Origin of the sequence: Croceicoccus hydrothermalis (assembly GCF_022378335.1) — a bacterium.
Lineage (GTDB): Bacteria > Pseudomonadota > Alphaproteobacteria > Sphingomonadales > Sphingomonadaceae > Croceicoccus > Croceicoccus hydrothermalis.
In genome coordinates this window covers 1-26,804 of record NZ_JAIQCI010000037.1, presented here as the reverse complement: position 1 = coordinate 26,804, position 26,804 = coordinate 1, and the positions used below count along the sequence as shown (strand labels likewise).

Sequence of the window (26,804 nt, the reverse complement as noted above, 5' to 3'; positions counted from 1 at the left end):
TCGTTCCTTCGTCACTACGACGAGACCCAAATCCTCCTTAATCTACAACCGTAAATCTGTGCCATTGGTGCTGACGGCGAACATATTACGACAAGACCGCCGACGACGACGGAGTAGTTCCCGAGCGGGACGACTGGATCGCCGTCCCTTGCCCCAAGATCATCAACCGCGATCAGTTCGAACGGGTCGCGGCATTACGTACGTCGCGCAGTCCGCTGCGCATGGCACCGCATGAAGCCGCCGGAACAACCGCGAAGCGATTGCGGCAATCACGTCCCGTATCGATGTGCCGGAAAGCCAGCTCCCACGTGGGTCTAGAAAGATCACGCCCGCCGTGCTGGAAAAGTTCTCACAGCAACTTTCGGCCAAGATACACGATGAAGACCGCACCCTGCGAAGCGCCTACCTGCGGATGCTGGTATCCGAGGTGAGAGTTTCGAAGGATCGCGTCACGATCACAGGCTCGAAGTCGGTGCTGGAGCGGGGACTGGCGAAAGGGCTCCCCCGGCTGGAGGGGAGTGTTCCCATCTTTGACCGGAAATGGTGCCGCTTACAGGACTCGAACCTGTGACCCCCGCATTACGAATGCGATGCTCTACCAACTGAGCTAAAGCGGCGATGCCATGCGCCTTATCGACGCGCGGCACATCCGGCAATGCGTTTTTACGCATCGTCGAATCAAAACCAATGTCCGCAAATGGAGGCCCGAGCCGGAATCGAACCGGCGTGCAAGGATTTGCAGTCCTCTGCGTAACCACTCCGCCATCGGGCCTCGATGAGCGAGCAGCGCAGCTAGCGCGCTTTGGCGAGAAATGCAATCGGGCAAAACGCGCGAATGCAATTCCCGCCCCCCATGCGCGCTCAATCTACCCGCCGTTGTGCCCCATCGACTGGAACCAGCGCTTCACGTTTCGTACCGCTTGGCGCAGGCGCTGCTCGTTTTCCACCATGGCGATGCGGACGAAACCCTCGCCCAGCTCGCCATAACCCACGCCCGGTGCCACCGCGACCTTGGCCTCCGCCAGCATGCGCTTGGAAAATTCGAGGCTGCCCATGTCGCTGAATTGCGGGGGGAGCGGCGCCCACGCGAACATGGAGGCGGCGGGCGGCGGGATGTCCCAGCCGGCCCGGCCGAACGCCTCCACCATGACGTCGCGGCGTTTCTGATACAATTCGCGGTTGCGCGCGACGATATCCTGCGGCCCGTTGAGCGCGGCGCAGGCCGCCGCCTGAATCGGGGTGAAGGCCCCGTAATCGAGATAGCTTTTCACCCGCGTCAGCGCCGCGATCATCGTCGGGTTGCCGACCGCGAAACCCATGCGCCATCCGGCCATGGAATAGGTTTTCGACAGTGAGGTGAACTCCACCGCGACATCCTTCGCCCCCGGCACCTCGAGGATCGAACGCGTAGGCTTGCCGTCATAGTAAAGCTCGGAATAGGCGAGATCGGAGAGCACCCACACCTCGTTCTCCTTCGCCCAGGCCACGACCCGTTCGTAAAAGGCGAGATCGACCGTTTCGGCCGTCGGGTTCGACGGGTAATTCACGATCAGCACCGTGGGCCGCGGCACCGAATGGCGCATGGCGGCGTCGAGCGCGCGAAAATAATTCTCGTCCGGCGTGGTCGGCACCTCGCGGATCGTCGCGCCGGCAATGATGAAGCCGAAGGTGTGAATAGGGTAGGACGGATTGGGCGCGAGGATGACGTCGCCGGGCGCGCTGATCGCGGTGGCGATACTGGCCAGCCCTTCCTTCGACCCCATCGTGACGACGACCTCGCGCTCGGGATCGAGATCGACGTTGAACCGCCGCCCGTAATAATTCGCCTGCGCACGCCGCAGACCGGGGATGCCGCGCGACTGCGAATAGCCATGGGCATCGGGCTTGCGCGCAACTTCGCACAGCTTGTCGATGACATGATCGGGGGGCGGCAGGTCCGGATTGCCCATGCCGAGGTCGATGATGTCCTCACCGCTGTGGCGTGCCGCCGCTCGCATCGCGTTGACTTCGGCGATGACATAGGGCGGCAGACGCTTGATGCGGTAGAATTCGTCGTTCATCTCTCGGCTTTTGGTTGCGGGTTCATGCCCCGTGATTGAAACAAAATTGCGCTCGTTTGCGCTACGCCACGCTTTGCTTACCCTGTGCGGGGAACTCAAGCCAAATTCGCGCGGACATTGCTTATTGCCGTCATGTGCCGCACAAATGCAATTGCAGTTTGATGGCAAAGGGTGATGCACGATGGCGCACGGGGCGGACAATTCCGGCAAGGACGCACCGGGGAACGACTGGCTGACCACGATGATGGCGGGGCCGTTCGCGCCCGTCATGGCCGGCCCGATGCGCGAAATGGTCGCCATGCAATCGAAGGCCGCGCAGGCGATGTTCGATGCTTTCCTGCCCCGCCCCGCCCCGGATATGGAAAAGGACATGGCCGATCCGGAAAGTCAGGACCGGGCCGATGCCGCCCACCCCGGCATCGCGCATTGGAAGGACTTGGCCGAAAATCTCGCCGCGATGTGGCAGGGTTATCTCGCCATGAAGCCGGGCGCGGCCAATCCGCTCGCGGACCCTGCAAAATGGATGGAAATGGCGAGCCGCTGGATGAACCAGTCGCCGCTCACCGAAATGGAGACGCAGCAGCATTTCCTGAAGGAAAGCCTCGCCCTGTGGCAGAACGTCCTTGGTCAGTATGGCATGGCGGAGGGGAGCGCGCCCGCCGCGCTGCCGCGGCAGGATCGCCGTTTCGCGGATGAAAAATGGCGCGAGCAGCCGTTGTTCGCGATGCTGCACCAGGCCTATCTCCTGTGTGCGGAGGAGATGATGGCGGCCGTCGACAAGGCGGACGGGCTGCCCGATGACCGGCGCGAGCAGATGCGCTTCTTCACGCGGCTGATCACCGAATCGCTTAGCCCCGCGCATTTCCCGCTCACCAATCCGCTGGTCATCGAACGCACGCTCGAAACCGGCGGCGAAAATTTGATGAAGGGGATGCAGCGGCTCATCAACGATCTGCAGGCGGGGCAGATCACGCACACCGATACGAGCGCGTTCGAAATCGGCCGCGACATCGCCTCGACACCGGGCAAGGTCGTGCATGAAACCGAACTCTATCAGCTTATCCAGTACAGCCCGACGACGGACGACGTGCTGAAAACCCCGCTGGTAATATTTCCGCCGTGGATCAACCGGTTCTACATCCTCGACCTGGGCGAGAAGAAAAGCTTTGTGAAATGGGCGGTCGCGCAGGGCGTAACGCTGTTCATGGTGTCATGGAAGTCGGCGGACAGTTCGATGGCGGACCTCACGTGGAGCGATTACGTCCGCGCGCAGGTGGAAGCGATCGATTTCGCGCGCGAGCGGTTGAACGTGCCGGCGGTGCATACCATCGGCTATTGCGTGGCGGGCACCACGCTGGCGGCGACGCTCGCCATGCTGCACCGGCGCGGGGAGGCGGATCGCGTCGCGTCGGCGACATTCTTTACGGCACAGGTGGATTTCAGCGAGGCGGGCGAGCTCAAGGCGTTCATCGACGAACAGCAGATGGCCGCGATCGAGGCGACCGCCACCGACGGCTATGTCGACGGGCGCTATCTCGCCACGACGTTCAACCTGTTGCGCAGTCCCGACCTCATCTGGAGCTATGTGCTCAACAACTATCTGCTGGGTGAGGATTACCGGCCCTTCGACCTCCTTTACTGGAACGGGGACACGACCAATCTCCCCGCGCGCTGGCACCGGGAATATCTGCGCGATCTCTATCACGACAACCGGCTCGTTCAGCCCGACGCGATGGTCGTCGACGGCACACCGGTCGACCTCGGCACGGTGACGACGCCGGTCTATATCCAGGCGGGCAAGGAGGATCATATCGCCCCGCTGCCCAGCGTGTGGAAGCTGACGCGCCAGTTTTCCGGACCCATGCAATTCACGCTTGCCGGATCGGGTCACATCGCGGGCGTCGTGAACCCGCCCGCCAGTGGGAAATACCAATACTGGACCCTTCCCGACGGCGTCGCGCTTCCCGAAACGCTCGACGAATTTCGGGAAAAGGCGGTCGAGACGAAGGGCAGCTGGTGGCCGGACTGGATCGAATGGCTCCGCGGTATCGACGACGCGACGGTCAAGGCCAAGGGCAAGCGCAAACCCGGCGCAAAGGGCGACACAGTGATCGAGGACGCGCCCGGCCGATATGTGAAAACCCGTTAGCGCCCAGCCATTTGGGCGAAATGCTGCACCATTGTAACGATTATGGTGCAGTGCAACAAAACATTTGACTTCGCTGCGCTAACGACCTATTGCTGCGTTGCAACATGAGGCGGCGTCCGGCCGGATCATGGGCCGAAAACGAAGAGTGAGGTCGCCTGATGGCTGACAGCAAGAGCAACGATGCTCCGATTCCCAAGCCCGATGCGGCGAAGGCGAGCATTCCTGTGGAACAGGACACGCCCGTAACCCCGCCCGCCGCCGAGGCGAAGCCGGCGCCGGAAAAGGTCGCAGAGGATGGCGCGCCGCTCGATGCGGAGCTTTCCAAGGCCGCCCTCAGGACCGCGCCGGCATCCGCCGCACCGGTCAAGACAGCACTCGTCAGGGACCGCGCCACGCCGCAGCGGTCCAAGACGAAGAAATCCGTAACCCAGACGACGTCCGCGTCCTTCGCCAAGAAGGCGAAGGCGACCGTGCGGTCCGAACTCCCGGTTGCGCGAAAGGCCGCACCTCGAAAAGCTGCGGCGATGAAGAAAGCGGTGCCGCCCCGCCCGACACTCGCAACCGGCAAGACAGATCGAAATACGGAGAAGAAATTCATGGCACTCAATACCGAAGAAATGACCAAGACCGTCGAAAGCAACATGGGCGAAATGTCGGCGCGCACGAAGAACGCGTTCGAAAAGGGTTCGGCCATGTTTCAGCAGGCCGGCGATTTCGCCAAGGGCAATGTCGAGGCGATCGTCGAATCGAACAAGATCCTCGCCGCCGGGCTTCAGGAACTGAGCCGCGACGCTCTTGCCGAGAGCAAGGCCGAGTTCGAGGCGATGACCGCCGAGATGAAGGAAATGGCCGCAGTGAAGTCGCCCACCGACTTCTTCCAGATGCAGAGCACCTTCATGCGCAAGCAGTTCGACAAGGCCGTCGCGCTGAGCTCGAAGAACACCGAGGCCATGCTGAAGCTCGCGAACGAAGCGAGCCAGCCGCTTTCCAACCGGATGAGCGTGGCGATGGAAAAAGCCAAAACCATTTGAACAGCGGTGTGACAGGTGCACCGCACCTGTCGCCAGCCGGACGAAGGCCGGATGCGGACACCCCCGCATCCGGCCTTTTTCGATATGTGCCAAGCCGTGTCCGGTGCGGCGCATCGCGCCGGTGCAAGGGTCGAATCGCGAAAACTTGTCGCATAGCCCCTTGTTCACCGGCCCTTCGATACGATATTCGAAAGCGGTCATGACTTACCACGATCTTCCCGCCCGCCTTTGCGGCATGGATCCCGGCGCCCCTGCCGCCGGGCACGATCCGCTCGCCACTCGCTGTGCCGAGGACGATGACACCGGCGGCGATGACCGCGATGGCCACAATGACGGCAAGGGCCAGGTCGGCATCGCCACCCGCACCCGCGCCAAGCCGAAGAAACCGAGCCAGTTCAAGGTCCTGCTGCTGAACGACGACTACACGCCCATGGAATTCGTCGTGCTCGTGCTCAAGCGGTTCTTCCGCATGGATATGGAGCAGGCGACGCAGGTCATGCTCCACGTGCATCAGCGCGGCGTGGGCGTATGCGGCATCTACCCCTACGAAATCGCCGAGACGAAGGTGAACCAGGTCATGGATTTCGCGCGGGAAAACCAACATCCGCTGCAATGTACGCTCGAAAAGGCGTAACCCGCCACGCGGACAGGTGACCGGCGGGGCGATTGTCTGTATGGGCGTGCGCGAACATTCCAGCCGGGCCACGCGACCGGCCCCGCCGCCCGCCTGCCCGCCCGTGACCGAGGCCCGTTTTCGTTGAGCCGATTCTTTACCGCCATCGACCGCTACGTCTTCCGGCTCGTGCTGGTGCCGATGATCGGCACGCTGGTGCTGGCGGCATCCTTGCTGATTCTCGACAAGATGCTCCGCCTGTTCGAGGTGGTGGCGAGCGAGGGCGGCCCCATCGGCGTCGTGTTCCGGATGCTGGCCAACCTGCTGCCCGAATATATGAGCCTTGCGATCCCGCTCGGTCTGATGCTCGGCATATTGTTCGCCTTTCGCAAACTCGCGATCAGCTCCGAACTCGACGTCATGCGCGCGGTGGGGCTGAGCTATACGCGATTGTTGCGCGTGCCCTATGCGATCACCCTCGTGCTTGCCGCGGTGAACCTTGCCGTGGTCGGCTATCTGCAACCGCTGTCGCGCTACGATTACGAACGGCTCGAATTCGAACTGACCTCGGGGGCACTGGGCGCGTCGATCAAGGTGGGCGAGTTCACCACGCTGCAGGATCGCACCGCTCTTCGCGTGGAAAAGAGCACCGACAACGGACGTCAGCTTGAGGGGATTTTCGCGCGCGTCACCGAACCGGGCGGCGACATGCTGTCGATTTCGGCGCGCGAGGGACAGTTCCTTGCCAATCGCAACGATCCCAACGCCATCGTGCTCCGCCTCGTCGATGGCACCATCATTCAGGATCAGGCCTCGATCCCCGTGCCGCGCGTGCTCACCTTCTCGCGCTACGATCTGCCGATCGATCTACCCGCGCTGGAACGGTTCCGCACCCGCGGCGGGGAGGAGCGCGAATATCTGCTCCCCGAACTGCTGCAACTCGGCTGGGCCAAGGATGTGGACAGCGATGTCCGCAACGTCACCCGTGCGAGCCTGAATTACCGGCTGGTGGAGGTGGTGATGATGCTGCTTCTGCCGCTGCTGGCGCTGGCGCTGGCGATTCCGCCGAAACGCTCGACCTCCGCGCTCGGCGTGTTCGTGTCGATCGTGATGGTGGTCGCCTATCACAAGATCAATCAATACGGTCAGGATGTCGCCGCGCTCGGTCTCATCAGCCCGCTCGTCTCGCTCTGGGTGCCGTTCCTAGTCTTTGCGGCGCTGATCGTGTGGATGTACTGGCGCGTGGCCTATGTGCCGGGGGGGCAGGCGATTGGCTGGCTCGAGGCGATCGCCAGCTTCGTGATGAAGCGGATCAAGCGGATCGTCGCGAAATTCCGCCGCGATCCGGCCGATGCCCGCCCCGCGCAAGACACGGAGGAGCCCGGCCGTGCGGCTTGATTTCTTCCCCTCGCGGCGGCTGACGCTCTATCTCGGCACGACCTTCGTGGTGCGCATCCTTGCCGTGCTGGCGATGCTCGTGATGATCCTGCAAGTGCTCGACCTTCTTGGCGAGAGCGGCAAGATCCTCGCGGCGGACGGAAACGGACAGGCGCAATTGCTGACCTATGCCTCGCTTCGCATACCGCAGCTCGTCGCGCGCTTCCTCCCCTATTCCGTGCTGCTTGCCACGATCATCACCCTGTCGACGCTCAATCAGAACAGCGAGGTCATCGCGATGAAGGCATCGGGCCTGTCCGCGCATCAGATTCTCGCGCCGCTGGTGCTGACCGCGCTGCTGATCGCAGGCGTGAGCTTTGCCTTCAACGAACGCGTCGTCACCCGCGCCACCGCCACGTTGAGCGCATGGCAGAAGGCGGACTACGGCCCCGTGCCCGAAACCGACGGGGCGCTGGCTAATATCTACATGGTCGAGGGCAACGATATTCTGAGCGCGCGTCTCGCCACAGGGTCGGGCGATGCGATGCGGCTGTCGGGCGTGGTGTGGTATCGCCGCGATCCGACGTTGATGCTGGCCGAACAATGGCGGGCGGACACGGCGCGATGGACCGGCGATGGCTGGCTCCTGTCGCAGCCCAGCCGGTTCCGCGTCGCCAGCGCGAGCGAGGAGCGGATGGACGACACGATCGTCGCGCGCGCCATTTCCCCGGCGGAGATCGAGATCAGCAACGTCAACGCCGATGCGCAGAACCTTGGCCAGCTGTCGCAATCGATCGAGGCGCTCGACCGCGCGGGCCGCCGCACCGACGAGCTGAAGGCGAAATGGTGGCACAAGATTTCGGGACCGCTGTCGGCGGCGCTGATGCCCCTGCTCGGCGCGGTGGCGGGGTTTGGCCTTGCGCGCTCGGGGCAGTTGTTCGTGCGCGCGATCATCGGCATGGCGCTGGGCTTTGCGTTTTTCGTCGTGGACAATGCGGCGCTGGCTATTGGCAATTTTGGGGGCTATCCGCCTTTTCTCGCCGCGTGGGCGCCATTTTTGCTGTTCCTGTTGATCGGTGAAATGGTGCTTATCCGCACAGAGGAATGATCAACCGCGTTCGCGTGCCCTGCGCACGTTTGAAGGATGCCACGAATGACCGATAGCGCCGCGATTACGATCACCCCCGTCACGAGCGACAAGGAGCGCAAGGCGTTCCTCGATGTGGCCTATCGCCTCAATGCAGGCGATCCGAACTGGGTCCCGCCGCTGCGTGCCGAGGCGGCCGAGGTGATCGACCGCGACCGCAATCCGTTTTTCGATCATGCCGAGGTGCAGCTTTTCCTCGCCTTTCGCGCGGGCACGGCAAAACCTGTCGGCCGCATTTCCGCGCATTTCGACCGGCTCGCGCTATCCATGCCGGCCGAGCAGGGGATGGGGCCTGGCACCGGCAACTGGGGCCTGATGGAAGCGGCGGACGAACAGGTCGCCTGCGCGCTCATCGCAAAGGCGGAGGACTGGCTCCGTTCGCGCGGCATGGACCGGGTGCTCGCCCCCATTTCCCTGTCCATCTGGGAGGAGCCGGGCCTGCTGACCACCGGGCACGACCATCCGCCGACGGTGATGATGGGCCATCACGATGCCCGCTATCAACCCTGGGTGGAGGCGCTGGGTTACGCACCTGCAAAATTGCTCCGCACGTTCGAGATCGACATTCGCATGCCCTTTCCCAAGCTGATCCAGCGGGTCATCGCATCGGGCGAGAAGAACGCGAAAATCAACGTCCGCAAGGTGCGCAAGACCGATTTCGAGAATGAGGCGGCGATCATCCTCGACATATTGAACGATGCGTGGAGCGGGAACTGGGGCTTTGTTCCCATCACCGACCGCGAGGTGGCGCATACCGGCAAGAAGCTGCGCCCGCTCGTGCGGGAGGATCTGATCATGATCGCCGAATACGAAGGCGAACCGGTCGCGTTCATGATGACGCTTCCCGACGTGAACAAGGTCATCCACAAGATCGACGGCCGGCTGTTCCCCTTCGGCTGGGCGAAATTGCTGCCTTGGCTGGTAAAGCCGACGAATGCCGACATGCGCGTGCCGTTGATGGGTGTGCGCAAGAACCTGCAGAACACCCGCCTCGCCAGCCAGCTCGCCTTCATGATGATCGAATATATCCGCCGTGCCGCGGTCGAGGAATATGGCGGCACCCGCGGCGAGATCGGATGGATCCTGGAGGATAATCAGGGCATGAACGCCATCGCCGAAGCCATCGATGCGCATGTGAATCGCGAATACACGATCTACGAAAAGACGCTTTGATGCGGTTATGGCGGGTGCGACCATCATTTGTTTGGCGCATCGGGAACACAGTGCGACCATCCGGGGTTTTCCCCCTGACGCAGCCAGCCCCGCCGCGCGGCGCAAACGCACGGCAGGAACGGCACAGGTGCGGTGAAGCACCGCTCCCGACCGCGCATTCAGCAAGGACCGCAAGGACGATGACCACCCGCCAGACACCGCCGGACCCGGATTACCGGATCGGTCATGCACTGGTGGTGGAGGACGATCCCATCCTCGCCATGTCGATCGAGGATATCCTGCGCAATGGCGGGGCACCGCAAGTGACCGTCGCGTCGAGCACGCGGACCGCGCTCGATGCGCTGGAGGAAACGCGGTTCGACGTGGTCGTGCTCGACGTGCATCTCGTCGATCGCGACGATGGCTGGGCCGTGGCCGAGCTTGTCATGCAACTCGGCCCGCAACGCCCGCGCATCATATTCTCGACCGGCAATCCCAAGGCGATCCCCGACACGATCAAGGAACTGGGCACGGTTCTCGCCAAGCCCTACGCACCGGAGGCCTTGCTCAACGCCGCGCGCGACAGCCGCCGTACCGGTCTGTTCGCGAAACTGCGCGGGGCGATCTCCAACGAATGATTCGCGACAAGCGGCGCAACGACCTTTCCGCACGGCGCATGAAAAAAGGCCTTCGCTCTCCTGTTAAAGAGCGAAGGCCTTTCGGGATCGTATCACCGGCCGCTTGGACGGGAGGGGGGTCTCGGCGGTGATACAGGCATAATGTCCGGACCGTGATTGGGTTCCGGGCGCCTTGCATTTTTTTCGAACTTTTTCCGTGCAATCGACCGAGCTGGCACCAAACCGGCGGATTTTCGAGGTTTTTCGGTCTATATATAGGGGCGCGGCGTATCCGTTCGGGCATCGAACTGCGCGAAACGCGCGGCGCTTTCCATATCGGGCACGTAAATTTCGTTGAGCGTCCAGTGCACCAGGTTTTCTTTTCGCAAGGCCTGTATCGAGCGATGCGTATGGACGAGCGAGAGGCCGAGCATGTCGGCGATCTGCGTCTGCGTGACGATCAGCGGCAGGCGATTGCCGTCTGCCACGCAACTCGCCTGCGCCCGCCTGAGCAGGAAAATGGCGAGATTTGCGATCCGTTCGAGCGCATTGCGCCGCCCCAGCGAAAGCAGATGATCCTCGAGCGCGGCCTCCTCGCGCGCCGCGATCCAGACCATGTCGAAGCCGAGCTGTGGATGGGCGGCCAGAAAATCCCGAAATCCCGCTCGCGGAAACGAACAGAGCGTGACGTCGCTCATTGCCTCGACCCCGTGCGACATCGGTTCGTCGAGCGCGGATTGCAGGCCGACCAGATCGCCGGGAAACATGAAATTGACGATCTGCCGCCGCCCGTCGGGCAATGCGCGATACCGGATGAGCACGCCGCGAAGCACGGTATGCAATTGCGTGGCCGGGGCGCCCTGAATGAACACCGCAGTGCCGCGCTTCAACGTGACTTCGCCCATCTTGTAACGTTCGATACCCGCACGGTCCTCTGGCGACGGCGGCTCCAGCCCTTCGCACGCCATCAAGGGGCATTGCTCGCATGATGTCGAAGCCATGCCCCTGTCGCCGTGTCGCATCCCCCGCCCCGTACCGTCCTGCACGCGAGCCCTCCCTACAGGTTTCATGATCGCCGTGTGACATGCGATAGAATAAATAACCTGGTCATTGTCAAATGCCTGTGACAGGCGGCGGTGCCATGGGTGGCGGCGGGCCGAATGGCTTGCGCCGTTCGTTCATTCATGGCTATGGCGGGAACAAGTCGGACGCCGCTGCGTTATGCTGCGGGTCTCATTATACGGAAGGGTTTGAATGTCTCTCGGGGCTAAAGTTGCCGCCAATCTTCCATATCTGCGCCGCTATGCGCGCGCGCTTTCAGGATCACAAAGCACCGGCGATGCCTTCGTGCGCGCCACTCTGGAGGCTGTTCTCGCCGATCCGGAGCTGAAGGAAAGCCTTGGCGAAGGCGGGCGCGTCCCGCTCTACCGCGCTTTCAACAAGCTGTGGGCGAGCGCCTATATGCAGGTCGACGGCGAAGGGCCGGGCGACATTCTGGGCGATCACGAAAGCGCGGCGCAGGAACGGCTTTCCAATATCACCCCGCTCAACCGGCAGGCGCTCTTGCTGACCACGCTCGAGGATTTCTCGATCAAGCAGGCGGCCGAGGTCATGGACCTCGAACCGGACGAGGTCGAAAACCTCGTGCAGGAAGCGGTGTCGGAAATCGACCGCGAGGCCGCGACGAGCGTGCTCATCATCGAGGACGAGCCGCTCATCTCGATGCAGCTTGAAGATCTGGTCCAGTCGCTGGGCCATGAAATCTGCGGCACGGCGGCCACGCGGACGCAGGCGCAGGATGTCATCAAGCAGCAGATGCCGGGCCTCGTGCTCGCCGATATTCAGCTTGCCGACGGAAGCTCGGGTCTCGACGCGGTGGACGATATTCTCGCCATCGATTCGGTGCCGGTGATCTTCATCACCGCCTACCCGGAACGCCTGCTGACCGGCGACCGGCCCGAGCCGACCTATCTCGTGACGAAGCCGTTTCAGGAATCGACGGTGCGCGCCGCGATCAGCCAGGCGCTGTTCTTCGGATCGAGCCGCCCGCTTCCCTGATAACGGCGGTTCCTGTCCGCAAGGATCGAAAAAAAGGCCGGCCCGCCATCGCGGTGCCGGCCTTTTTCGTGCCCATTGCAATCCGGCCGCCGCGCCCTTGGCCGCCCGCGCCCGCTCTACCGACGCGCGCGCATCGCGAATTCGGTGGGCAGACGGACCGGGATCAACATGGTGCAGCGAACGCCCGTCGTCTCGAACACGAGGTCGACGGGATTGCGCAATTCGTGGGCGACGATCTTTTCGATGAGGTCGGTGCCGAAACCGCGCGGCCGTTCCTGCGACACTGGCGGGCCGCCCTCCTCGCGCCAGCGCACCCGGACCAGCTTGTCCGAAACCAGATCCCATTCGACATGGACCATCCCATCCGCCACGCTCAGCGATCCGTATTTGGCCGCATTCGTCGCCAGCTCATGAATGGCGAGGCCGAGCGACAGGGCGTCATTCGGGGCAAGGTCGACCTCCGGCCCCGCCATTTCGACGTGGCGGTTCCCCTCCTGCGCATAGGGCGCCATTTCCACCTCGATCACGGCGCGCACGGGGGTGGTGCCCCATTCCGACTGCGTGAGGAGATCGTGCGTGGCCGACAGCGCCCGGATCCGTCCGTCGAGCGAATTGGCATATTCATCGAGGCTTTTCGCGCGCCGGCGGGTGAGCGACATGATCGACAGCACATTCGCGAGCGTGTTCTTCACCCGGTGGTTGAGCTCGCGCGTGAGCGAGTTGCGGATCGCGGCCTGCTCCTCCAGCCAGGCGATGGTGCGGCGCGCTTCGGCCGCCTGCCGCGTGAGCAGCCAGGCAATCGCCAGCGCGAGGCTGGCCACGATCAGCCCGCCGAACAGCACGATCACCGAAAGCTGGCTGAGCGCGGCCGGGGACAGCGCCTGCAGTTCGATGATCCATTCGCGATTGGCGATATTGACGGTTTTCGTAACGCTCTGCCCGCCGTTTTCGATCGTCATCGTTTCGGCCATCAACCGGTCAGGCGCGATCCTGCCGTCATAGACGCGCAGCGCGGCCCGTTCGGGCAATTCCCCCTCCAGCGCGGATTCGATGAAATCGTCGGCGTTGAACGGGCTGTAGATGTAGCCCTTGAGCCGCGTGGTCGCGCCTGTGCCGCTCGCATCGAACACAGGCATATAGATGAGGAAGCCGGGATCGGCATCGCCGTCCTCCTCCTGTACCAGCACGACCCGGCCTGAGGCAGTGGGCCGCGCGGTGCGTTCCGCCTCCCGCATGGCGCTGCGCCGGACCTGCTCGGAAAAGAGATTGAAGCCGATCGCGCGGCGGTTCCGGTCGGTCAGCGGTTGGAGATTGACGACGGGAACGGCATAGGCCTGATCGGACGACGGCAGGGGACGGACCTTGTACCCGGGCCATCCGGCATCGCGCATGGCACGTTCGAAGGCGGGGATATCCTGCGTATCGACACGCTCGCCCCAGCCGATCCCTTCGGCACCGCGAAAATTCGCGTCGAGCCGCAATTGCCCGATGAAAGTCTGGAACAGGGCGGCCGGTACCTCGTCCTGCGTCGCGAAAAGGGCAGCGCCCGAGCGCAGATAGGCGGCATTCGCATTGGCCCTGCGCTCCAGCGCGGAGGCGATGGAGGTGGCTTGTTGCTGAAGATCGCCGCGGCGGGTTTCGGTGTCGGCGCGTTCGACCGCCCAGACACAGATCGCGGTGATCGTCATCACGGCGAGAAAGATCGCCACCGGCAAGGCCCGTGGATAATGCGCGAACCATCGCAATACGCCGCCCATGCGCGGTTCGTCCCGGAATGCTTCGGGAACACTGCTCAATGGGCGCTCTGCCATGATCGCGCTCTGTTTCTTCATAAACCCCTGGGCAAAATACGAGCCGGCAGGCGAGGATGCGGGCGTCAGACCTTGCGAACCGCATCATACCCTTCGATTGCTTGCACTGACCGGAGGATGTGCCGTGTTGTCAAGGGTCGGCTTATACCCTATCGGATGGGGGAACCATCGCGCCGGACAAACGTTCCGCGCATATGACGAGGGTCGAATTAATTTTTGTAATGTCCACCTTTCGGGATCGAGCACGGATGCCGCTTTTGTGGAATGGGTCCATCCACGGCTCATCCGGGCTTTGCTGCGAGGCGGAATGACAGGTAACAAAGACGTGAAAAAAACGCCGAACGACAGCGACAAGCGATCGCCGGAGGGCAAGCGCCCCGACTGGACGACTGGCTTACGCCAATTATACGACTCGGTGGTCGAAGAGCCCTTGCCGGACAGCTTCGCGGATCTCTTGTCGAAGTTCGATTCGGAGGATTGATGTCAGCACATGACAAGCCTGCATCAAGCAGGAGAGCACCGGGTCAGGATGGCACGTTGCGTCAAAAGGAATTCAAACACGAACTGACGCAGGTGATCCCCCATTTGCGTGCCTTTGCGCGCGGGCTTTGCGGGCGTCCAGACATGGCCGACGATCTCGTGCAGGAAGCCTTGATGAAGGCATGGGCCGCGCAGGAACGGTTCGAGCCGGGCACGTCGATGCGCGCCTGGACCTTCGTGATCCTTCGCAATGCCTATCTCACCGATATGCGTCGCAACCGGTTTCGCGCCGATTACGACGAAACCGTCGCCGAACGCATCCTGACCGCCCCTGCGGGACAGGAAGGGCCGCTCCATCTCTCCGACATGCATCGGGCGCTGCTCACCCTCCCGCCCGAACGGCGCGAGGCGCTGCTGCTCGTCGGGGCCGGCGGTTTCAGCTACGAGGAAGCGGCGGAAATCTGCGAATGCGCCGTCGGCACGATCAAGAGCCGAGTCGGACGCGCGCGTGCGGCGTTGAACTCGATGCTCGACGAAGGCTCCATCCCGCAGCGTTCGGTCAAGGACAGGGTCGCCCATGCAGCGATCATGGGCGAATTGGACGACATGGCGGCGCCGCAGGTGAACGCCGGGCGCGATTGAAACGGGCCGCGCCGCGCACGATCGCGGCGGGCGATCGGACCGAAAGGCGCCCGGCACGGTTGGGGCACGAATGAATGGCCGATCGCGGACATGATGGAGACCGAGCGGCGGGCGACACCTTTCCCGCCGACGTCGATGGCACTGCTGCCACGCGCGTGATGTCGGGTGAGTTGGCGGGGGCGGAAAGCGCCGCGCCGACACCGCCCGACGATCATAGCCGGCTGCTGTCCGCATTGCTGTTGATGGGCGGGCTGGGCATATTCCTGGCCCTGCCCTTCGTCCTGTCGATCGGGGCGGTGGTGTTTCTCCCGCTAGTGACCGCGATCATCCTCACGATCATCCTGTCGCCGCTGGCCGACTGGCTCGCGCGGTGGGGCATTCCCAACGTTCTGGCCTCGTTTCTGTCGATGGTGATCTTCATCGCGATCGTCGTCGTCGCGCTGGCGACCGTATTGCAGCCCGCGATCGTCCTGATCGACGATGTGCCGCGCATGATCGAATCCATCGCCGAAAGCTTCTCCACCTTTCGCGGGCAGATCGAATGGGTGAACGAACTCAACCGGCAATTGGGCGAGCTTGGCGGCGGGAGCGCGGAGCGCGGCAATACGGTGGTCGTCGCGACCCCTTCGATCGTCGAACGGCTGGCCTATGCGACGCCGACGCTGATCGTGGAAACGCTGCTGACGCTGCTCATGGCGTTCTTCATGATCGAGGCGCGCGTGCGGATGCGGCGGCGGCTGCTGCTCGACCGTAGCGAGTTCGGCGCTTCGCTACGGGCCGCGCGCGTCATGCGGGAGGTACAGGACAGGGTCGCCAGCTATATCTTCACCGTAGGCATGATCAATGCGAGTGTCGGCGTGGTGGTTGCCCTCGGCGCATGGGCCCTGGACATGGATGCGCCGATCATGTGGGGCGGGCTGGCCGCGCTGCTCAATTTCCTGCCCTATCTCGGCCCGCTGGCGATGACGGGGCTGCTGCTGTTGTTCGGGCTTGGCGGGGCGGATACCATACTTGCCGGGCTGATCCCCGCGGCGGCCTATCTCGCCCTGCACGGGGTCGAGGCGAACGCCATCACGCCCGCGATCCTGGGCAAACGGTTCACCGTCAATCCGGTGCTGATCCTGCTCGCGATCAGCTATTTTACTTGGGTCTGGGGGGCATTGGGGGCGCTGCTGTCGGTGCCGATCCTGATCACGCTGATCGCGCTGTTTCAGCATCTGGGCCACCCCAATATCATCGGCTTCCTGTTTGGCGAACCGCTCTTCCTCCCGCGCGAGGAGCAGGACGAACCCCCGCTTCCGCCGGTGGCGTAGGGCGCCGTCGACACTGAAAATGCGGACATGAAAAAGGCCGGGCGCGATGCCCGGCCTTTGTTCGTTCGGCAGGATCCAACCGATCAGGAAGGATAGCTCCAGATCGAGCCGCGATCGTAATTTTCTGCGGCGAAGTCCCAGTTGATGTGGTCGGTCGCGACCGCCTTCAGATAGTCCGGGCGCACGTTCTTGTGATCGAGGTAATAGGCGTGTTCCCACACGTCGAGCGTCAGGAGCGGGTTCTTGTCGCCGATGGCCAGCGTGCCGGCGTCGTGCGTTTCCTCGATCGTGAGCTTGCCGTCATTATCCGCGGCGAGCCAGACCCAGCCCGATGCGAAGTGACCGGCACCGGCCTTCTGAATCTGGTCGAGGAACGCGTCGAGCGAACCGAACGCGCTGTCGATGGCGCGGGCCAGATCGCCCGAGGGTGTCTTCTTGTCCGGGCTCATCGAGTTCCAGTAGAAGCCATGGTTCCACGCCTGCGCCGAATTGTTGAACAGGCCCTGATCGCCCTTGCTGTCCGCCTCGGCGATGATCTTCTCGAGAGAGGCACCGGCAAGGTCGCTGCCCTCGATGGCGCCGTTGGTCTTGTCGACATAGGCCTTGTGATGCTTGCCGTGGTGGGTGTTCAGCGTGTCGGCCGAAAGCGCCGGGCTGAGCGCGTCGGCGGCATAGGGAAGGTCGGGAAAGCTGATCGACATGAATGTCTCCTGATTAGAAATATATACGACCCCGTAGCCCCGATATGGGCCGGGTATTTAAATTACCAACGGGTGAACGGCGATGAAGTTGCATGGAAGGCCGGATTTTTACCGCACGCGGCCCCCCGCCCCTGCACCGTCACAGCTCCGCGACGCGCGACCGCCGCCCCACGGTCGCCGCCACGGCCACATCCATCGTCACGTTTCCAAGCGTCCGCATCAGATCCGGCACCACCTCCACCGCGACCAGCAGCGCCAGCGGCTCGATCGGCACCCCCATGGTCAGCGCGATCGGCCCGATCGATGCGACAAAGCTGATCGCACCGGGTAGCGATACCGAGCCCAGCGTCGTCAGCATGGACACCGCCAGCCCGGCCGCGATGACCGGCGGCGACAAGGGCACGTCGAACAGCGCCGCGACATAGATAGCGACGGCAAGGTTCATCGCCGGGCTGGTCGCGCGAAAAATCGCGACCGCCATCGGCAGGACGAAATCGCTCGCCTCCTCCCGCACGCCGAGCTGCCGCGTCGCCGACAGCATCGCCGGCAGGCTGGCGAGCGAGCTTTGCGTCGACAAGGCAACCGCCTGCGCCGGGAGGATCGCGCGGGCGAAGGCGGGCACAGACACGCGCGCGCCGACCACCGCCACCGCATAGGCGGCAAAAAAGATCGCCGCGCCCACCGACACCACCAGCGCCACGTAATGTGCGAGCAGGCCGATCGCGTCCGCCCCGCTCGTCGCGCCGAGCGCGGTGCCCAGCGCGAACACGCCCACCGGCGCGAGTCTTAGCACCCAGCCGATCATCACCAGCATCGCATTGCCCAAAGCGGCGAAGAATTCGGCAATGATATCCCGCTGCACTGCGGCCAGCCGGGTCAGCGCCATCGCGAACACGGCAAAGAACACGACCAGCGGCAGCATCGCGGTTTCCGCCGCCGCCGCAACGATATTGACGGGCACCAGGCGCCCGATGAGGTCGCCGAGCGAGGGTACAGGCCCCGGCTCTGCCCCCGCCATCTGCCGGGCGAGCGCCTGCGCCGCTTCGCCCGGAACCGGAAAGGCGGACAGAAGCGCCGGCATCGCCACCGCCGACAACGCCGCCCCTGCGAGCAGCACGAGCGCGAATGTCGCAAGGGTCAGCGCCGCCATCCGCCCGGCCCCCGCCGCCTTCACCATTTGCAGGATGCCATTCACGAGCAGGGCCGCCACCAGAGGCACGATCGTCACCTGCAACGCGCGCAGCCACAATGTCCCCACCGGGCCAAGAACGGCGAGCACGGCATCCCCCCCGCCCCGTTCGGCCAGCACGAACCCCAGCGTCAGTCCCGCGACGAGCGCGGCCAGCGTCCATGCCGCCGGCATCCGGATTTCGGGCGGCGCGAGCCCGCCTGCCGAGGCGGGGCGGGAACCGGCCGCTTCGTCAATTTCGTCGTTTGCGCGGCCCGTTGCCAAGATGCTTGCCCCTTTTCATGCCCGGCGCACCGTGACATGGAACGCGTTTGAGCCGCATGATGCACGCACGCATTGCATCGCAGCAAGGGACGAAAACTTTTGGGACGCAAATATTTCGGCACCGACGGCATTCGCGGCCGCACCAATGAAGGGGTGATGACCGCCGCCATGGCGATGAAGGTGGGCCAGGCCGCCGGCACCTATTTCCTGCGCGGCGCGCACAAACACCGCGTCGTCATCGGCAAGGATACGCGGCTTTCCGGCTATATGATGGAAAGCGCGCTGGTCGCCGGGTTCACCAGCGTGGGGATGGACGTGGTGCTGCTCGGCCCGATGCCGACGCCGGCGGTCGCGATGATGGCGCGTTCGATGCGAGCCGACCTCGGCGTGATGATCTCGGCCAGCCACAATCCGTTCGAGGACAATGGCATCAAGCTGTTCGGGCCCGACGGGTTCAAGCTTTCGGACGAGGATGAGATGGCGATCGAGATGATGCTCGATCAGGAACAATTGCTCGTCCCGGCAAAGGATATCGGCCGCGCCCGCCGCATCGACGATGCCAAGGGGCGCTATATCCACGCGGTGAAGAATTCGCTGTCGGACAGGGTGCGGCTGGACGGGGTGAAGATCGTCGTCGATTGCGCGCATGGTGCCGCCTATGACGTGACGCCTTCGGTCCTGTGGGAACTGGGTGCCGACATCGTCGAAATGGGCGTCTCGCCCAACGGGCTCAACATCAACCAGGACGTCGGCTCGACCGCGCTCGACGCGATCAAGGCGCGTGTGGTCGAGGAAGGCGCCGACATCGGCATCGCGCTCGACGGGGATGCGGACCGGTTGATCGTGGTGGACGAAACGGGCCGCACGGTCGATGGCGATCAGATCATGGCGCTCATCGGGCGGGACATGCATCGGCAGGGAAGGCTGACCGGCGGGGGCGTGGTCGCGACGGTGATGAGCAATCTGGGCCTTGAACGTTTTCTGGAAAGCGAGGGGCTGTCGCTGGTGCGCACGGCGGTCGGCGACCGTTATGTGCTGGAGGCGATGAAATCGGGCGGCTTCAACGTGGGCGGCGAACAGTCCGGGCACATGATCCTGCTCGACCATGCGACGACGGGCGACGGGACGGTCGCCGCGCTGCAGGTGTTGTCGGCGCTGGTGCAATCGGGCGGCCGGGCGAGCGAACTGCTCCACCTGTTCGACCCGGTGCCGCAATTGCTCAAGAATGTGCGCTATACGGGCGGGCAACCGCTCGACACCGAAAGCGTGAAGACCGCCATCGCGCATGGCAAGGGCGTGCTGGCCGACACGGGCCGCGTCGTCATCCGAAAATCGGGGACCGAGCCCGTGATCCGCGTCATGGCCGAAGGCGACGATGCAAAAATCGTGGAACAGGTCGTCGATGCGATCTGCGATGCGGTGCGGGACACAGGCGCATGACCATTGCCCGCATATTGGTGATCGCCGGTTCGGATTCGTCCGGCGGCGCGGGGATACAGGCCGATATCCGCACCATCACCATGCTGGGCGCGCATCCGATGACCGCGATCACCGCCATCACCGCGCAGAATACGCAAGGCGTGCAGGGCGTTCACATGCTGCCCGCCGATTTTGTCGTGAAACAGGCGCAAAGCTGTATCTCCGATATCGGCGTCGACGCGGTGAAGATCGGCATGCTTGGCTCGCCCGACATTGCCCACGCGGTCGCCGACCTGCTCGAACCGCTGCGCGTGCCTATCGTCTTCGACCCGGTCATGGTTGCGACCAGCGGCGCGATTCTCGCCGATGCGGAGACCATTGCCGGGTTCGAACGCTTGATGGCGCTCGCCGCATTGACCACGCCGAATCTGCCCGAGCTGGAGGCATTGGGCGGGGAGGCGGTGCTGCGCGAAAAGACGCGCGCCTTGCTGATAAAGGGGGGGCATGCGACCGGTCCCCAAATTGAAAACCGGCTGGTCGAGGGCGGCGACGAAACCATTTTCGTATCGCCCCGCATCGACACGCGCCACACGCACGGGACCGGCTGCACGCTGGCGAGCGGGATTGCCGCGGGGCTGGGTGCGGGGCTGGCCCTGCGCGAGGCGACGGGCCGGGCGATCCGCTTTGTCGAGCAGGCAATCGCGCATGTACCGGGCCTTGGCCACGGGGGCGGGCCATTGGGCCATGCGATGGGGCGCGTGCCGTTCGACGACATGCGCCCCATCGCCGATCAGGGTTGGGCCGGCGGCAATTGATAGAAGCGGGTGACGCGGTCCCACGCTTCATCCGCGGTTTCGACGATGCGAAACAGCTGAAGGTCTTTTTCCGAGATGACGCCTTCCTCGGCCAGCGCGTCGAAATTGACGACGCGAGTCCAGAAATCCTTGCCGAAGAGCAGAATCGGGATCGGCCGCATCTTGCCGGTCTGAATGAGGGTCAGCAATTCGAAGAATTCGTCGAACGTGCCGAACCCGCCGGGAAACACCGCCACGGCCCGCGCCCTCAGCAGGAAATGCATCTTGCGCAGCGCGAAATAGTGAAACTGGAACGACAGGCGCGGCGTCACATATTCGTTGGGGGCCTGTTCGTGCGGCAGAACGATATTGAGGCCGATCGATTCGGCGCCGGCATCCTGCGCCCCGCGATTGGCGGCCTCCATGATCGACGGGCCGCCGCCCGACGTCACGACGAACTGGCGCTTGCCATCCTCGATCACCGCGGCGGAACTGGCGAGGAAGGCAAGCTTGCGCGCCTCTTCGTAGAATTTCGCCTTTTCGATGAGCTTCTCGACCGTCTTGGCCGGCCGGTCGTCCTTCCCGGTCGCATCTTTCAGCAGTTTGGCCTCTTCGGGCGAAGGAATGCGCGCCGAGCCGTAAATCACGAGCGTGGAGCCGACGCCCGCCTCCTCGAGCATGGTTTCCGCCTTGAGCAGCTCCAGCTGAAACCGGACGGGGCGAAGGTCTTCCCGCAAGAGAAAATCGGTATCGCGGAATGCCAGCTTGTATGCCGGGTGTCGCGTTTGCGGCGTATGCTGCGGCGAGGCATCCGAAAAGGCGGCCTCCTGCTCCGCCTTGTAGAATTTGCGCGGGGTGAGAGAGCGGTCGGGTTTTGACGGCTCGCCATGTGGGCCGGGAACGCCCGGTTCGGTGGGCGGATCTTTGCGTTCGGTCATTCTCGGTTCCCTCTCCTGCGCCGGGCGCATCCCGTATGGAATAGCCAGCCCAGATAGGCGCCGGGGCGGCAGACGCAAGCCGGAGCAGGCGCTATTGTGCGCCGCCCTTGCAAGAATCCGCGGCGCCCGGCCGCCTATGCCGCGAACCGCATGGTTCCGGGCGTAAGAGCCTGTGCCCGCCGGGAGGTGCGTTCCATCTTGAACTTGCCGATTTCATCCGCGAGCGAGTTCGCTTCGCTGGTGAGTTGCCGGGCGGCGGCGGTCGCCTGCTCAACCATGGCGGCGTTCTGCTGCGTCACGCCGTCCATCTCGGTGACTGCACCGCTGATCTGGGACAGGCCATCGGACTGCATGCTGGCGGCGCTGGCGATATCCTCGATCAGCGTGCTGATCTGTGCGATACGGTCGATGATGCGGTCGAGCGATTGCCCGGTCTCGCCAACCAGCGTGACACTTTCCTGCACCTGTCCGGCGGTCGCATTGATGCGCGATTTGACGTCCTGTGCAGCTTCTGCGGAGCGTTGCGCGAGGGCACGAACCTCGGATGCGACGACCGCGAAACCGCGCCCCGCCTCGCCGGCACGGGCCGCCTCGACCCCGGCGTTGAGCGCGAGCAGGTTGGTCTGGAACGCGATACCGTCGATGACCGAGATGATGTCCGAAATCTCGACCGAGGTGGTTTCGAGCCGTTCCATCGCGGCGACGGTGCGTTTCACGACCGCGCCGCCGCGCCCGGCATCATCCTTCGCATCGACGACGGCGCTGCTTGCCTTTTCCGCGTCTTCGGCGGTCTTGCGCACCGTTTCGGCAAGCTGGCGCAACGCGGCCGATGTTTCCTCAAGGCTGGCCGCCTGGCGCTCGGTACGCTGTGCAAGATCGTCGGACGCCTGCGACACTTCGCCCGCACCGACCTTGAATTCCGAAACGCTGTCGCTGACCGAGCCGATGGTCGCGGCAAGCTCCGTGACCGCTGCATTGAAATCGAGCCTGATCTGGGCGTAGGCTTTGGGAAGTTCGCGATTGATGGTGCAGGTCAGGTCGCCGGCCGCGAGGCTGGAGAGATGTTCGGCCAGCACCTCGGTCGCATCGGCGGACGCGCGTGCCTTTTCCCGTTCCGCATCCACGACGGCCTCGCGGAACGTATCGACAGCGCGGGCGATATCGCCGATCTCGTCACGCTGATCGAGATGCGGGACGTCCGCTTTGCCCTTCGACGCGGCAAGCCCGCGAATGGTGACGGCAAGCCGCTGAATCGGGCTGACGACGTGGTTACGCACCGTGGCGATCGCGGCAAGGCCGATGGCGCCCGCAACAACGACCAGTGCGATCATCAGGTTGCGCATGAAATAGGCCAGATCGATCTCGCGCGCACCGGTGGATTTCGCGACGTCGATCTGCAATTCGACAAGGTCGCTGATATGTTCGGAAATGGGGTCGATGGCGGGATAGAGATCCTCTTCGATAAATTGACCGAGCGCAGCAGCATCGCGGCGTTGCAGAATGGATTCCAGCCTGTCGATCCGCGCATTGGCGGCGGTCATGCGGGCCTGCGTCTGCTCCACCATCTCGGCTTCGGTTTCGGTCAGGCGGGTCGAACGGTAATTGGTCCAACGCTGATTGATATCGGCGCGACCGGACCTGATCTGCCCTAACGCATCGGCATAGCTGAGGCTGCCGCTGCGCGCCTTGTGCGAGGCGTCAACGATATCCACCGCATATCTGTCGGCCACAATCTTGAGATCGCCGACCGCCGCCACGCGATCCGTGACGATCGTTTCGAACGCGGCGGTCGTTTTCGCCATGGTTACGAGGGACAGCGTGGCCATCGCGGCGATGATGAGGATGAGACCGGCGAGACAGACGGTGAGCTTTTTGCGAATTGTCATGAGCGGCGTTGTGATGCGCAACCATGTAAAAACGACGCAGGCGCAATTACGCAAACATACGGGTGTGAAGCGCGGCTATCGGTAGCTTTCGCGTCGGGGTGGCATGGCCTGTTCTCGACCCTAGGGCGCGATGCACCATATCTTAAAGCGTTGCGGCCGATGATGGCGTGCATGTCGGACCAGGACATTCATGGAATGCGCGGATCCGTACCGCGCCCCGCAAATGGGGACCCTTCGCAAGGTTCTTATCCATGGTGTTCAATGATGGTCGGCAATGGATTCGCGCCCTGAAGAAACGGATCGCGCGCTTCTCGATTCCGGCGGCTTTCGATTCCCGGCTCGCAATCCGCTTCATTACCGTCGTCGTCGCCCCGTCGGTCGTCTTTGCGCTCGGCGTCGTCCTCTTTTCCGCGTGGAGCTTGCAGACCACCGTCCGCCAAAGCGACCAGGCCATGCGCGACCGCCAGGTTCGCGAGGTACGCGCGATGATCGCCGATGCACTCGACGAACTTGCACAGACGCAGGCCGGCGTCGCCATCTGGGACCCGGCGTGGGAAGAGGCGCGGAAAGCGCAACCCGATCTCGACTGGATCGAGGATAATATCGGAATATGGCTCCACTACACCTTCGACCATGATTCGATCTACATTCTGAATGCCCGGAACGACCCGCTCGTCATGATCGATGGCAAGCGTTCGGACGCGGCAAGCTATCGCAAGGTCGCCGCCGATCTTGCCCCGCTCGTGGATTCGACGCGCGGAATCGGGTCGCGCACGCCGTCCGCGCATGACCGGCTCGACGGGCAGCCGCTTTCGCCCGACAGCACGGTCCGCACGTCCGAATTCACGATTCACACCACCGATCTCGCGCAGATTGGCGGGCGCCCGGCGGTGGTCAGCGTGATGCGCATGTCTCCCGATTCGTATTGGAACGAGGCCTATTCGGGAACCGAGCCGCTGCTTATCAGCGTTCGCTTTTTCAATTCCGGCCTACTCAAGAATCTCTCCGATTTCGGCATGATCAAGGGGGCACGCGTGACCAAGCGCCCGGACCCCGCCGGTTCCGGAACGCTCAGCCTGCGGCTCGAATCCGCGACCGGAGAGCATATCGGCTATTTTACGTGGCAGCCCCAGATGCCGGGACACTCGATCCTGGAATCCATTCGCGGCCGCGTCATCGCCGCGTTGGCCGCGATGGCCGTGCTGCTGGCGCTGCTGCTTGCCGGTATTGCGCGGCTGATGGCGCGGGACGCGAAATTCATCGGCGAACTTTCCGCCGCGCACAGCGAGTTGCAGGCAAAGGAGGCGCAGGCGAACTATCTCGCGCTTCACGATTCGCTCACCGGCCTGCCCAATCGCATTGCCTTCATGGATTTTGTCGACCGGGCGCTGTCGGCGCATCACGGCGGCAAAGGACCGGCGGTCATGCTGGTCGATCTCGACAGGTTCAAACAGGTCAATGACACGCTGGGGCATTTGGCGGGCGACCGATTGATCGAGCAGGTCGGCAAGCGGCTTTCGTCCGTAACGCCCGAAAATGGAATGGTGGCGCGGCTGGGCGGGGACGAATATGCAATCTGCCTGCCCGCGGGGCCTGGTGGACCGGAAGCGGTGGCCATTGCGGAGGCCGCCCTCGAACAGCTGCGCGAGCCGTTCTCGATCATCGGCTCGACTGTCCATATCGGTGGGAGCATCGGCATTGCGCTCGCGCCAAAGCAGGCCGTGACGCGCACCGAATTGCTGCGCCGCGCAGACATTGCGATGTATCGCGCCAAGGAGCGGGGACGCAACGGTTGCCGGGTGTTCAGCGCGGACATGGACCGGACCATGTTGCGCCGCCTCCGGATCGAGGAGGACTTGCGCAAGGTGCTCACCGGCGATGAAGGCCTCTATGTCCAGTTTCAGCCGCAATATACCGCAAAGACCGGCCATCTCGCCGGGTTCGAGGCGCTCGTGCGCTGGAGCCATCCGACTTTTGGCGAGCTGGCACCGGATGCGTTCATTCCGGTGGCGGAGGATTGCGGGCTGATTCTCCCGCTCGGCATGTGGGTTTTGAAGGAAACCTGCCGGGTCGCGCGTGCCTGGCCCCGGTTCGGTTTTGCCGTCAATGTATCCCCCGTGCAATTGCGCGCGCCAGGCTTCGCAAACCAGGTCACCGCCGTCGTTTGCGAAGCGGGCGTCTCTCCGGCGCAGATCGAACTCGAAATTACCGAAACGATGTTCCTCGAGACCGACGAATCGATCAGGCGCACGCTGGCCGCGTTGCGCAAGGCGGGGTTCCGTCTCGCCATCGACGATTTCGGCACCGGTTTTTCGAGCCTCAACTATCTCAGCCACTTCCACGTCGACCGCATCAAGATCGATCGCAGCTTCGTCGCCCGGCTGGGACAGGATGTTCAGGCCGGTGCGATCATCGAGACGGTCATTTCTCTCGGTCAGGCGCTGGACGTGTCTGTGATTGCAGAAGGCGTGGAAACGTCGGAGCAAAAGGCATTTTTGCAGATGGCCGGCTGTAATGCGCTGCAAGGGTTCCTGTTTTCGGCCGCAGTGCATGAGCGGGACCTGCCCGTGCTGCTCGAACCCCGGCGACCCGCCCTGTCCGGGCTCTGAACGATGCCCTGCGGTATGCGGTCTAGCCTTCGCCGGATCATCGCGATCCGGTAAGTCTCAGCCCCCTTTTACGCTCGCCATTTTGGCATCCGCCGCGAAGCTCGGGAAACGCTCGCTCAAGAACGGGCAACAGGCACGCTTGTCTTGCCACGGCGGGTTGGACGGCATTTGCGCCTGTAAGCGATAAAGTGTGACGGCTGCTTTCAGGACGTCGTCGTGTAAGTCGGGCTGGTTTGTTCTGGGGGCAGCATACTACTTCAGTCATTGAAAGAACGCCAAGGCGGTATGTCGTTCAGTCAGGTCGGCTGCCGATTAAAGCATGGGCGCAATAACTGTGTGAATCCACGTCAAAGCCAACCAAGTCGCAGGCCACCATCATGCGCCGGTTCTCAGCTATGTCGTCGAGCATAGTGAAAGGTGCAGCCACAGGGCGCTGAATGGCGAAAAAGCCGTCTGGATCATTTTATGTACTGCGGCTGGGTGATTTGGTTGCGGGGGTTGGATTTGAACCAACGACCTTCAGGTTATGAGCCTGACGAGCTACCGGACTGCTC

Annotated in this window: 22 protein-coding genes and 2 tRNA genes; 15 read left to right on the top strand and 9 right to left on the bottom strand. The window is 63.4% G+C overall.

From position 1 onward, the window contains the following. The first annotated feature begins 334 nt into the window (after window positions 1–334). On the top strand, window positions 335–571 hold the full coding sequence (locus tag K4G67_RS15430) for a hypothetical protein (RefSeq protein ID WP_239807199.1): 237 nt from the start codon (window positions 335–337) through the stop codon (window positions 569–571). Here the strand turns inward: K4G67_RS15430 and K4G67_RS15425 are convergent. The 3 genes from K4G67_RS15425 to K4G67_RS15415 all read right to left on the bottom strand — a co-directional run bounded on the left by K4G67_RS15425 (window position 542) and on the right by K4G67_RS15415 (window position 2,060). Then, window positions 542–617, bottom strand: a tRNA-Thr gene (locus K4G67_RS15425). The two genes, K4G67_RS15430 and K4G67_RS15425, sit on opposite strands and share 30 nt — an antisense overlap. Before the next feature lie 81 nt (window positions 618–698). Next, window positions 699–772: transfer RNA gene (locus tag K4G67_RS15420), tRNA-Cys, on the bottom strand. A 94-nt stretch (window positions 773–866) separates the two neighbouring features. After that, window positions 867–2,060: an LL-diaminopimelate aminotransferase gene (locus K4G67_RS15415; RefSeq protein WP_239807198.1), complete on the bottom strand. Its 1,194-nt coding sequence runs from the start codon at window positions 2,058–2,060 to the stop codon at window positions 867–869. A 241-nt stretch (window positions 2,061–2,301) separates the two neighbouring features. Between K4G67_RS15415 and K4G67_RS15410 the strand changes: the two genes are divergently transcribed. The 7 genes from K4G67_RS15410 (at window position 2,302) to K4G67_RS15380 (ending at window position 10,167) form a co-directional block, all read left to right on the top strand. Further along, window positions 2,302–4,209, top strand: coding sequence for a PHA/PHB synthase family protein (locus K4G67_RS15410; RefSeq protein ID WP_420830050.1), 1,908 nt, complete (start codon window positions 2,302–2,304; stop codon window positions 4,207–4,209). 158 nt (window positions 4,210–4,367) lie between these two features. Further along, window positions 4,368–5,240 carry a phasin family protein gene (locus K4G67_RS15405; RefSeq protein WP_239807196.1) on the top strand — a complete coding sequence of 291 codons (873 nt, stop codon included), beginning with the start codon at window positions 4,368–4,370 and terminating at the stop codon, window positions 5,238–5,240. Between the two features lie 235 nt (window positions 5,241–5,475). Beyond that, a complete protein-coding gene (gene clpS / locus K4G67_RS15400; RefSeq protein ID WP_239807201.1) occupies window positions 5,476–5,874 on the top strand; it encodes an ATP-dependent Clp protease adapter ClpS in 399 nt (132 codons plus the stop codon). A 180-nt stretch (window positions 5,875–6,054) separates the two neighbouring features. Next, window positions 6,055–7,251, top strand: coding sequence for an LptF/LptG family permease (locus tag K4G67_RS15395; protein WP_239807200.1), 1,197 nt, complete (start codon window positions 6,055–6,057; stop codon window positions 7,249–7,251). Then, complete coding sequence (lptG, locus tag K4G67_RS15390; protein ID WP_239807195.1) at window positions 7,241–8,338, top strand: LPS export ABC transporter permease LptG; 1,098 nt, start codon at window positions 7,241–7,243, stop codon at window positions 8,336–8,338. Before K4G67_RS15395 ends, lptG begins: the two co-directional genes overlap by 11 nt. 45 nt (window positions 8,339–8,383) lie before the next feature. Then, window positions 8,384–9,550, top strand: a complete 1,167-nt coding sequence (locus tag K4G67_RS15385) for an N-acetyltransferase (RefSeq protein ID WP_239807194.1) — start codon at window positions 8,384–8,386, stop codon at window positions 9,548–9,550. Between the two features lie 179 nt (window positions 9,551–9,729). Continuing rightward, the gene (locus K4G67_RS15380) at window positions 9,730–10,167 is read left to right on the top strand and encodes a response regulator (protein ID WP_239807193.1); all 438 of its coding nucleotides are present in this window, start codon (window positions 9,730–9,732) and stop codon (window positions 10,165–10,167) included. 248 nt (window positions 10,168–10,415) lie between these two features. Here the strand turns inward: K4G67_RS15380 and K4G67_RS15375 are convergent, their stop codons facing one another. Next, complete coding sequence (locus K4G67_RS15375) at window positions 10,416–11,147, bottom strand: Crp/Fnr family transcriptional regulator (RefSeq protein ID WP_239807192.1); 732 nt, start codon at window positions 11,145–11,147, stop codon at window positions 10,416–10,418. 253 nt (window positions 11,148–11,400) lie between these two features. Between K4G67_RS15375 and K4G67_RS15370 the strand changes: the two genes are divergently transcribed. Continuing rightward, window positions 11,401–12,204 carry a response regulator gene (locus K4G67_RS15370; protein ID WP_239807191.1) on the top strand — a complete coding sequence of 268 codons (804 nt, stop codon included), beginning with the start codon at window positions 11,401–11,403 and terminating at the stop codon, window positions 12,202–12,204. 116 nt (window positions 12,205–12,320) lie between these two features. Here K4G67_RS15370 and K4G67_RS15365 read toward each other — a convergent pair whose 3' ends face one another. Next, window positions 12,321–14,015 (bottom strand): CHASE domain-containing protein, encoded by a 1,695-nt coding sequence (locus K4G67_RS15365; protein WP_239807190.1) that lies wholly within the window; start codon window positions 14,013–14,015, stop codon window positions 12,321–12,323. Between K4G67_RS15365 and K4G67_RS15360 the strand changes: the two genes are divergently transcribed. From K4G67_RS15360 to K4G67_RS15350, 3 genes are all read left to right on the top strand, one after another. Next, window positions 14,014–14,496 (top strand): NepR family anti-sigma factor, encoded by a 483-nt coding sequence (locus K4G67_RS15360; RefSeq protein ID WP_239807189.1) that lies wholly within the window; start codon window positions 14,014–14,016, stop codon window positions 14,494–14,496. The genes K4G67_RS15365 and K4G67_RS15360 overlap by 2 nt on opposite strands. Continuing rightward, entirely contained in the window at window positions 14,496–15,137 is a 642-nt protein-coding gene (locus K4G67_RS15355; RefSeq protein WP_239807188.1) for a sigma-70 family RNA polymerase sigma factor, read from the top strand. The genes K4G67_RS15360 and K4G67_RS15355 overlap by 1 nt, the downstream gene beginning before the upstream one ends. 74 nt (window positions 15,138–15,211) lie before the next feature. Beyond that, complete coding sequence (locus tag K4G67_RS15350; protein ID WP_239807187.1) at window positions 15,212–16,450, top strand: AI-2E family transporter; 1,239 nt, start codon at window positions 15,212–15,214, stop codon at window positions 16,448–16,450. 83 nt (window positions 16,451–16,533) lie between these two features. On the opposite strand, the gene K4G67_RS15345 is transcribed toward K4G67_RS15350, so the two are convergent. Then, window positions 16,534–17,151, bottom strand: a complete 618-nt coding sequence (locus tag K4G67_RS15345) for a superoxide dismutase (protein ID WP_239807186.1) — start codon at window positions 17,149–17,151, stop codon at window positions 16,534–16,536. Between the two features lie 139 nt (window positions 17,152–17,290). Next, complete coding sequence (locus tag K4G67_RS15340; protein WP_239807185.1) at window positions 17,291–18,604, bottom strand: dicarboxylate/amino acid:cation symporter; 1,314 nt, start codon at window positions 18,602–18,604, stop codon at window positions 17,291–17,293. 99 nt (window positions 18,605–18,703) lie between these two features. On the opposite strand from K4G67_RS15340, the gene glmM reads away from it, so the two are divergent. Together glmM and thiD are read left to right on the top strand one after the other, a co-directional pair. Beyond that, window positions 18,704–20,044 (top strand): phosphoglucosamine mutase, encoded by a 1,341-nt coding sequence (gene glmM, locus K4G67_RS15335; RefSeq protein ID WP_239807184.1) that lies wholly within the window; start codon window positions 18,704–18,706, stop codon window positions 20,042–20,044. Further along, window positions 20,041–20,838, top strand: coding sequence for a bifunctional hydroxymethylpyrimidine kinase/phosphomethylpyrimidine kinase (gene thiD / locus K4G67_RS15330; RefSeq protein ID WP_239807183.1), 798 nt, complete (start codon window positions 20,041–20,043; stop codon window positions 20,836–20,838). Before glmM ends, thiD begins: the two co-directional genes overlap by 4 nt. On the opposite strand, the gene K4G67_RS15325 is transcribed toward thiD, so the two are convergent. Both K4G67_RS15325 and K4G67_RS15320 read right to left on the bottom strand, forming a co-directional pair. Then, the gene (locus tag K4G67_RS15325; protein ID WP_239807182.1) at window positions 20,814–21,755 is read right to left on the bottom strand and encodes an LOG family protein; all 942 of its coding nucleotides are present in this window, start codon (window positions 21,753–21,755) and stop codon (window positions 20,814–20,816) included. The genes thiD and K4G67_RS15325 overlap by 25 nt on opposite strands. 134 nt (window positions 21,756–21,889) lie before the next feature. Next, window positions 21,890–23,641, bottom strand: coding sequence for a methyl-accepting chemotaxis protein (locus K4G67_RS15320; protein ID WP_239807181.1), 1,752 nt, complete (start codon window positions 23,639–23,641; stop codon window positions 21,890–21,892). A gap of 251 nt (window positions 23,642–23,892) precedes the next feature. Between K4G67_RS15320 and K4G67_RS15315 the strand changes: the two genes are divergently transcribed. After that, window positions 23,893–26,250 (top strand): bifunctional diguanylate cyclase/phosphodiesterase, encoded by a 2,358-nt coding sequence (locus K4G67_RS15315; RefSeq protein ID WP_239807180.1) that lies wholly within the window; start codon window positions 23,893–23,895, stop codon window positions 26,248–26,250. The last annotated feature ends 554 nt before the right edge of the window (window positions 26,251–26,804 follow it).